This window comes from Psychrobacter sp. (assembly GCF_035469765.1).
GTDB lineage: Bacteria > Pseudomonadota > Gammaproteobacteria > Pseudomonadales > Moraxellaceae > Psychrobacter.
The window spans coordinates 1-6,576 of sequence record NZ_DATIRM010000124.1 but is presented as its reverse complement, the minus strand read 5'-3'; the positions used below and the strand labels follow the sequence as shown (position 1 = coordinate 6,576).

The following is a 6,576-nucleotide window of genomic DNA, read 5'->3' as shown; positions in this document are numbered from 1 at the left end:
TAAGGGTCGTTATTTATAAGGATCATTATATGATTGCTCTTTGCCAATGCATGTATCATAAACAAGAAGCCGGTAGGCATAAAAACGGCATCTTAGCACAATGAATGCCAGACGCCGTTTTTATCATAAAAGCTTATGAGCGATAACCAACTAACCTCAATTTGCCGCCAACGATAGGCTAAGCAATTTCAGGTGTTTTGCCTTCATTAATGACTTGCTCATCAACGAGTACCGTTTTAGCATTTTTCATAGATGGCAGCTCATACATCGTCTCAAGGAGCGCGTTTTCAACAATAGAACGCAGTCCACGAGCACCTGTTTTACGTGCCATCGCTTTTTTGGCAATCGCATCAAGCGCTTCTTTGGTAAAGGTAATGTCAGCACCTTCCATATCAAACAGATACTTATACTGCTTAACCAAGGCGTTCTTAGGTTCCGTCAAAATCTGTACCAGCGCTTCTTCATCAAGCTCTTGTAAGGCTGCAAGCACTGGCAGACGACCAATTAATTCAGGAATAAGACCAAATTTAATTAAGTCCTCTGGCTCGACTTGCTGTAGTAGCTCTGAGCTGCGACGGCTATCATCTTTTGAGCTGACATCAGCATTGAAGCCAATGCCTGTCTTTTCAGTACGCTGCTGAATAACTTTATCTAGACCAGCAAACGCGCCACCAACGATAATCAAGATATTACTGGTATCGACTTGGATCAGCTCTTGCTGTGGATGCTTACGACCACCGTGTGGCGGGATAGCAGCAACCGTACCTTCGATAAGCTTTAGCAACGCTTGCTGAACGCCTTCTCCCGATACATCACGGGTGATAGAGGGATTGTCGCCTTTCTTACTGATCTTATCAATCTCATCGATATAGATGATGCCTTGCTCCGCTTTACTGACATCATAATCTGATGCTTGTAATAGCTTTTGCACGATGTTTTCAACATCTTCGCCGACATAACCGGCTTCGGTTAAGGTTGTGGCATCTGCCATGGCAAACGGCACATCGAGTAAACGCGCTAAGGTTTGCGCAAGCAAAGTCTTGCCAGAACCGGTTGGACCGATCAGTAAGATGTTACTTTTGGCCAACTCTACCATCGCATCATCAGCGCCAATTTTAGCTTTTTTGCTATCATTGGCTAAAGTTTGGCTAACTTTTAGGCGTTTATAATGGTTATAAACCGCAACCGCTAACGCTTTTTTGGCAGCGTCCTGTCCGATGACATATTCATCAAGCTTGGCACGTAGCTCTTTTGGCGTTGGCAGTTTTTTATTGACCCAAGAGGTATCAATGTCGCTATCGTCATCACCATGTTCGTCACTGTCGGCAATAAGGTCAGTACATAGCTCAATACATTCATTACAGATATTGGCATCGTCAGCAGCAATCAGCTGCTTCACTTCACTCTTTTCTTTGCCGCAAAACGAGCACTGCGGGGTGTTATCTTCTGCCATATACAGGCACTCCTAAAATTTTATACTTATAAATATTCTGATGTTTGTATCAATGCTTAAGTGCCTAATATAGAGCACTTAAGCATGAAGGCGGCACGATCTACATCGATACGGCTGCTCATAGAGTAGCTATTATAAAGACGCAGGACGACGCTCTAATACTTCATCAATCAGACCATATTCTTTAGCTTCTTTAGCATCTAACCAATAATCACGCTCAACATCTCTTTCAATTTTATCTACTGGTTGACCCGTACGTTCTGCCAAAATCTCGTTTAAGCGCGCACGAGTTTTTAGGATTTCACGCGCGTTGATTTCGATATCAGTGGCTTGACCTTGCGCACCGCCTGAAGGCTGATGAATCATGACGCGAGCATTAGCTAAGGCGTAACGTTTGCCTTTTTGACCAGCAGCTAGCAAGAATGAGCCCATGCTATATGCACCGCCCATACAGATGGTCGATACTTCAGGCTTGATAAAGTTCATCGTATCAAAAATGGCCAAACCAGCACTGACCGAGCCGCCTGGTGAGTTGATATATAAATGAATGTCTTTATCAGGGTTTTCAGCTTCCAAAAATAGCAGCTGCGCGACGATAAGATTGGCCATATGGTCTTCAACTTGACCAGTTAAAAAGATAACGCGCTCACGCAAGAGGCGTGAAAAAATATCAAACGAGCGTTCACCGCGAGCTGATTGCTCAACTACCATAGGAACCAAGGCGCTTTGAGGGGCGCTCTGAGTATATTGCATGCCTTGCGCGTCGTTGTGCGCACTCATGAGCATATCAAAATGCGGGTTGGCAGTGATGCGATCATAATCTGTCATAAAATATCCTGTTTATAAATATAAAAGAGTAGAGGCTAGCAAATCGTTAAATTTTTATGGGTAGTTATCATTGTAAGCATTGCTGGCTTGTAATAAAAGCCATCAGCGAATAAAACCTATTGAGCTGAGTAAAAGGCCTATCACACAAGTGACTGAAAAATAACGCCGATTAACGCTAGCTACTAAAAATAATTGAGCTAATGGTAACTTTTTTATCAGAGTAATAGTAACTTTTTAATGTGACAAATAATAAATTATTCCTTATTAATAGGGCGTTTGTACCCATTTATCAAGGGCAGTGACGAGAAACAAGGATTAAAACCCCTAAAAACAGTCACGCAATAAAAATGCCCTAACAAAGTGTTAGGGCATTTTTGGATCAATCTTAGCAGTCAGTGCCAGTTAACGGCAAAGAGCTAGCTAGATTACATCGCTTGCTGCTGTTGTTGCTGAGCAGCTAATAGGTCTTGGTAGCTAACTTCTTTATCAGTTACTTTGCCTTGACCAATTAGATAGTCTACTACTTGGTCTTCTAGAACGACAGACTCAATGTTAGCACGCTGTTGCTTATCAGTGGTGTAGTACTCGATCACTTCTGCTGGATCTTCGTAGTTTTCAGCTGCTTCTTTGATGAAAGTCTCAACGCGAGCTTGGTCAACTTCTAGACCTTTGGTATCGATAACACGAGCAACGATGATGCCAAGACGGGCAGCACGTAGCGCTTGCTCTTCGAATAGCTCATTTGGCAGCATGTCTTTATCGAAGCTATCAGCATTGGCACCGAACTGCTGAGAAAAACGTTGCATCATCATGTTGCGTTGACGCTCGATTTCTTGCTCTAGCATAGCGTTTGGTACGTCAAACTCGTTCTTTTCTAGCAAGGCATCAAACGTTGCTTGTTTTACTTGGCTACGCGCAGCGTTTTTGATTTCACGTTCCATGTTTTTGCGAACGTCATCTTTTAACTTCTCAACGCCGCCTTCTTTAACACCGAATAGCTCAAGGAACTCTTCGTTGATTTCTGGTAGCTTAGATTTTTCAACCAATTTTACGTTGATTTTGAACTGAGCTTCTTTACCAGCCAAGTTTTCAGCTTGATAATCTTCTGGGAAAGTGACCTCGATTACTTTCTCTTCGCCAGCTTTCATGCCTTTGATGCCTGCTTCAAAACCAGGAATCATTTGGTTGCTACCGATAACCAGTTTGAAGTCTTCAGCAGAACCACCTTCGAACTTCTCGCCATCGATAGAGCCTTCAAAGTCAAAAGTTACTTGATTGCCTTTGTCCGCTTTACCTTTTTTCTCAACGAATTCTTCACGTTGTTTTTGTAGGTTTTCGATCATGGTGTCAACATCAGCTTCATCAACCTTGGCGGTATGACGTTCAACTTCGATTTCATCGATACCTTGTACATCAACTTCTGGGAAGATTTCAACAGTCGCTTGATAAACCAAGAAATCGTCTTCAAGTTTTACGTCGTCGATATTAGGCATGCCAACGGCGCGGATGTCTTCAGATTTGATCGCTTCAAAAACGGTATCACGAATAACGTCGTTGATCACTTCTTGTTGAATGCCAGCACCGTATTGTGAACGGATATGTGACATAGGAACATTACCTTTACGGAAACCGTCAATCTTGGCAGTTTTCGCTACTTGGCGAATACGACCTTCAACTTTGTTTTGAATCTTTTCAACGGGTACTTTGACCGTTAACTGAGTTTCTTTGTTAGAAAGCTTGTTGGTTGTGACTTGTAAATCTGTAGCCATGTTGATTACACCTTTAGGATTAAATAGTACTTCGGATTGAAAAGTACTTAGGGTTAAATAGTAATAGACAACCATGCTGCAAAATACGCGTGTGCTACTGGTTGCCGTTGGAATAAATAGGGGATAGTGATAGCTATTTTACCACCAATGCCTCAAGCAATCGCCCTTGGTACTGGTATAAAAAATGATAAATCTTAATGGATGCTATCAAATATCAATCATAAACCGCTAATGGCTCGCATAATAACGCTTTTTGGCGAATTATACAGACAACTAACGGCTTTCAACAAAATTTTAAAAGTAGAACAGTATAATCTATCTGATTATTAAAGTAAAAATTATCTCTTTCATAGCCGCTCGCACGATTTTGATAAGCCATACTGTGTACTGCCTGCTTATCCAATATGACTATGACGGCAATTGTGCCAATAACTGCTGAATCGCCTGACCACGATGGCTGATGCGGTTTTTAGCAGCAGCGCTTAAGCTCGCTGCTGTCGCCTGCAACTCTGGCAACCAAAATAATGGATCATAACCAAAGCCGCCATCGCCATGCGCTGCTGTTAGAATTTCACCTTGCCATAAACCCTGCGCGATAATCGGTAGCGGATCATCAGCATGACGTACCATCGCTAGTACGCAAACGAACATGCCTTTAATAGGCTCATTAGGGTGCTCATCGCGGATAGGCTGCAAGTCAGTGACTAGTTTGGCGTTGTTTTTGGCATCGTTGCCATGCTCACCGGCATAGCGCGCCGAAAAAATACCCGGTGCGTTGCCCAATACTGGCACACATAAGCCAGAATCATCGGCAATAGCAGGTAGACCACTAATACGACTGGCATGACGGGCTTTTATAAGGGCGTTTTCTACAAAACTCAAGCCATCTTCAATTGCATCCTCGATATCAAGCTGTCCTTGCGGTATCACCGTCACATCCAAATTTGCTTCGGCAAACAATCTTGTGAACTCAGCCAGTTTGCCTTTATTATTGCTAGCGAGTACCCATTGGTTGTGAGATGTGGGTTGGGTCAAGGGTAGTGATGTACTGATAACACTCATAGAGGGTATTCCGTCGTGTAATTAGATCTAAATAATAAAAGAGAGTGATTCATATTAACGTGCTATTTCTATAAGCTTTTCTTATTTGCTGTTCGCAAGCGATACTGATTGAGCTTTGCATAACATTTGGTAACTGATATTTATCGCCACTATTGCTATAATAGCTGCCAAGCTACAGTGAATTATATCTTATAGCTTGTGAATATTTGGTTAATAAAGGCTGACAAAGTCAAGTAGTTGGCTTTTGAGCTAAGAGCAAGAAAAGAATAATAGTTAATTTTGGATTCATAATAATACGTGATACTGTGTTCAACAATACAATGTATTAATCGATAAAATTCATTTTAAACAATAAACTCAGCCAATTTAGCTCGCTATTTTATAGGGTATTTTGCGTGGTAAAAATAGCGTAAAATTCAGTCTCTATTAGTTTAGTTCTTATTAATCTAGTTTCTATAAATTAACGGCTAAACAGCAAGGATAAAATAATATGTCAAAGATTACATTACCAGAATTACCATATGCAAAAGATGCACTTGAGCCACATATCAGTGCTGAAACTTTAGAGTTCCATCATGATAAGCATCACGCTGCTTATGTAAATAAATTGAACGAATTGCTACCGGGTTCTGGTCTAGAAGATAAAACCTTGTCAGAAATCATCCTAGCAACGGCTAAAGATGACAGCAAGCAAGGTATGTTTAACCAAGCAGCTCAAGTATGGAACCACACATTCTACTGGAACTGCATGACGCCAGACAACGGCGGCGGCGAACCTACTGGCGATCTAAAAGCCAAAATCGAAGAAGATTTCGGTAGCTATGATAAGTTCCGTGAAGAGTTCAAAAATGCAGCATTGACTCAGTTCGGTTCAGGTTGGGCATGGTTAGTAGCTGATAAAGTCGGTGGCAAACTGTCTATCGCCAAAACTGCTAACGCTGATACGCCACTTGCACATGACCAAATCGCGGTATTGACTTGTGATGTGTGGGAACATGCGTATTACGTCGATTATCGTAACCGTCGTCCTGACTATGTTGACACCTTCCTAGACAAGCTAGTGAACTGGGACTACGCAAACGCAAAATATAAAGGTCAAGATGCTGGCGTTGAAGCGTAATCTTTAACGACTAAGTATTTGATTAATAAAAAAGGACGCTGAGAGGCGTCCTTTTTTTGTAATCCAGATAGTGATATAAGTAATTCCTATAGCTTTAATTATCTTTATATATCATTTTCCCTTTCTTAACATACGTGCTTTCTCCCTGCTTAGGATAAGAGATTCTTCGTATCGCTGATAAGATTTTGTTTTCAAGTTTGTTCTTACTTGAAGTAATTTATTGAAATGACTATCAAAATCACGCTTAAATGTAGTCTCACTAATGACAAGATCATGAATAACATTGACAAGATGTTTAATGAGTGAAAGTTTGAACTGTAGCGATTGAAAGTTTTCTTTGTTTA

6 protein-coding genes are annotated in these 6,576 nt (G+C 41.3%); 1 reads left to right on the top strand and 5 read right to left on the bottom strand.

The window, feature by feature from the left end:
- Positions 1-178 precede the first annotated feature (178 nt).
- The 4 genes from clpX to rdgB all read right to left on the bottom strand — a co-directional run bounded on the left by clpX (position 179) and on the right by rdgB (position 5,112).
- Positions 179-1,453, bottom strand: coding sequence for an ATP-dependent protease ATP-binding subunit ClpX (gene clpX / locus VLN09_RS03605; protein ID WP_325243825.1), 1,275 nt, complete (start codon positions 1,451-1,453; stop codon positions 179-181).
- Between the two features lie 132 nt (positions 1,454-1,585).
- Positions 1,586-2,281 carry an ATP-dependent Clp endopeptidase proteolytic subunit ClpP gene (gene clpP / locus VLN09_RS03600; RefSeq protein ID WP_414709079.1) on the bottom strand — a complete coding sequence of 232 codons (696 nt, stop codon included), beginning with the start codon at positions 2,279-2,281 and terminating at the stop codon, positions 1,586-1,588.
- 425 nt (positions 2,282-2,706) lie between these two features.
- A complete protein-coding gene (gene tig / locus VLN09_RS03595; RefSeq protein ID WP_325243824.1) occupies positions 2,707-4,050 on the bottom strand; it encodes a trigger factor in 1,344 nt (447 codons plus the stop codon).
- A 408-nt stretch (positions 4,051-4,458) separates the two neighbouring features.
- The gene (rdgB, locus tag VLN09_RS03590; RefSeq protein WP_325243823.1) at positions 4,459-5,112 is read right to left on the bottom strand and encodes an RdgB/HAM1 family non-canonical purine NTP pyrophosphatase; all 654 of its coding nucleotides are present in this window, start codon (positions 5,110-5,112) and stop codon (positions 4,459-4,461) included.
- Positions 5,113-5,602: 490 nt separating this feature from the next.
- Between rdgB and VLN09_RS03585 the strand changes: the two genes are divergently transcribed.
- Complete coding sequence (locus tag VLN09_RS03585) at positions 5,603-6,232, top strand: superoxide dismutase (protein WP_325243822.1); 630 nt, start codon at positions 5,603-5,605, stop codon at positions 6,230-6,232.
- Positions 6,233-6,343: 111 nt separating this feature from the next.
- Here the strand turns inward: VLN09_RS03585 and VLN09_RS03580 are convergent.
- The coding region (locus VLN09_RS03580; RefSeq protein WP_325243821.1) for a hypothetical protein at positions 6,344-6,576 on the bottom strand (233 nt) is incomplete at its 5' end.

Coding starts and splice junctions, on each gene's coding strand:
- clpX (WP_325243825.1), bottom strand. CDS start 1,453: ATGGCAGAAGATAACACCCCGCAGTGCTCGTTTTGCGGCAAAGAAAAG.
- clpP (WP_414709079.1), bottom strand. CDS start 2,281: ATGACAGATTATGATCGCATCACTGCCAACCCGCATTTTGATATGCTC.
- tig (WP_325243824.1), bottom strand. CDS start 4,050: ATGGCTACAGATTTACAAGTCACAACCAACAAGCTTTCTAACAAAGAA.
- rdgB (WP_325243823.1), bottom strand. CDS start 5,112: ATGAGTGTTATCAGTACATCACTACCCTTGACCCAACCCACATCTCAC.
- VLN09_RS03585 (WP_325243822.1), top strand. CDS start 5,603: ATGTCAAAGATTACATTACCAGAATTACCATATGCAAAAGATGCACTT.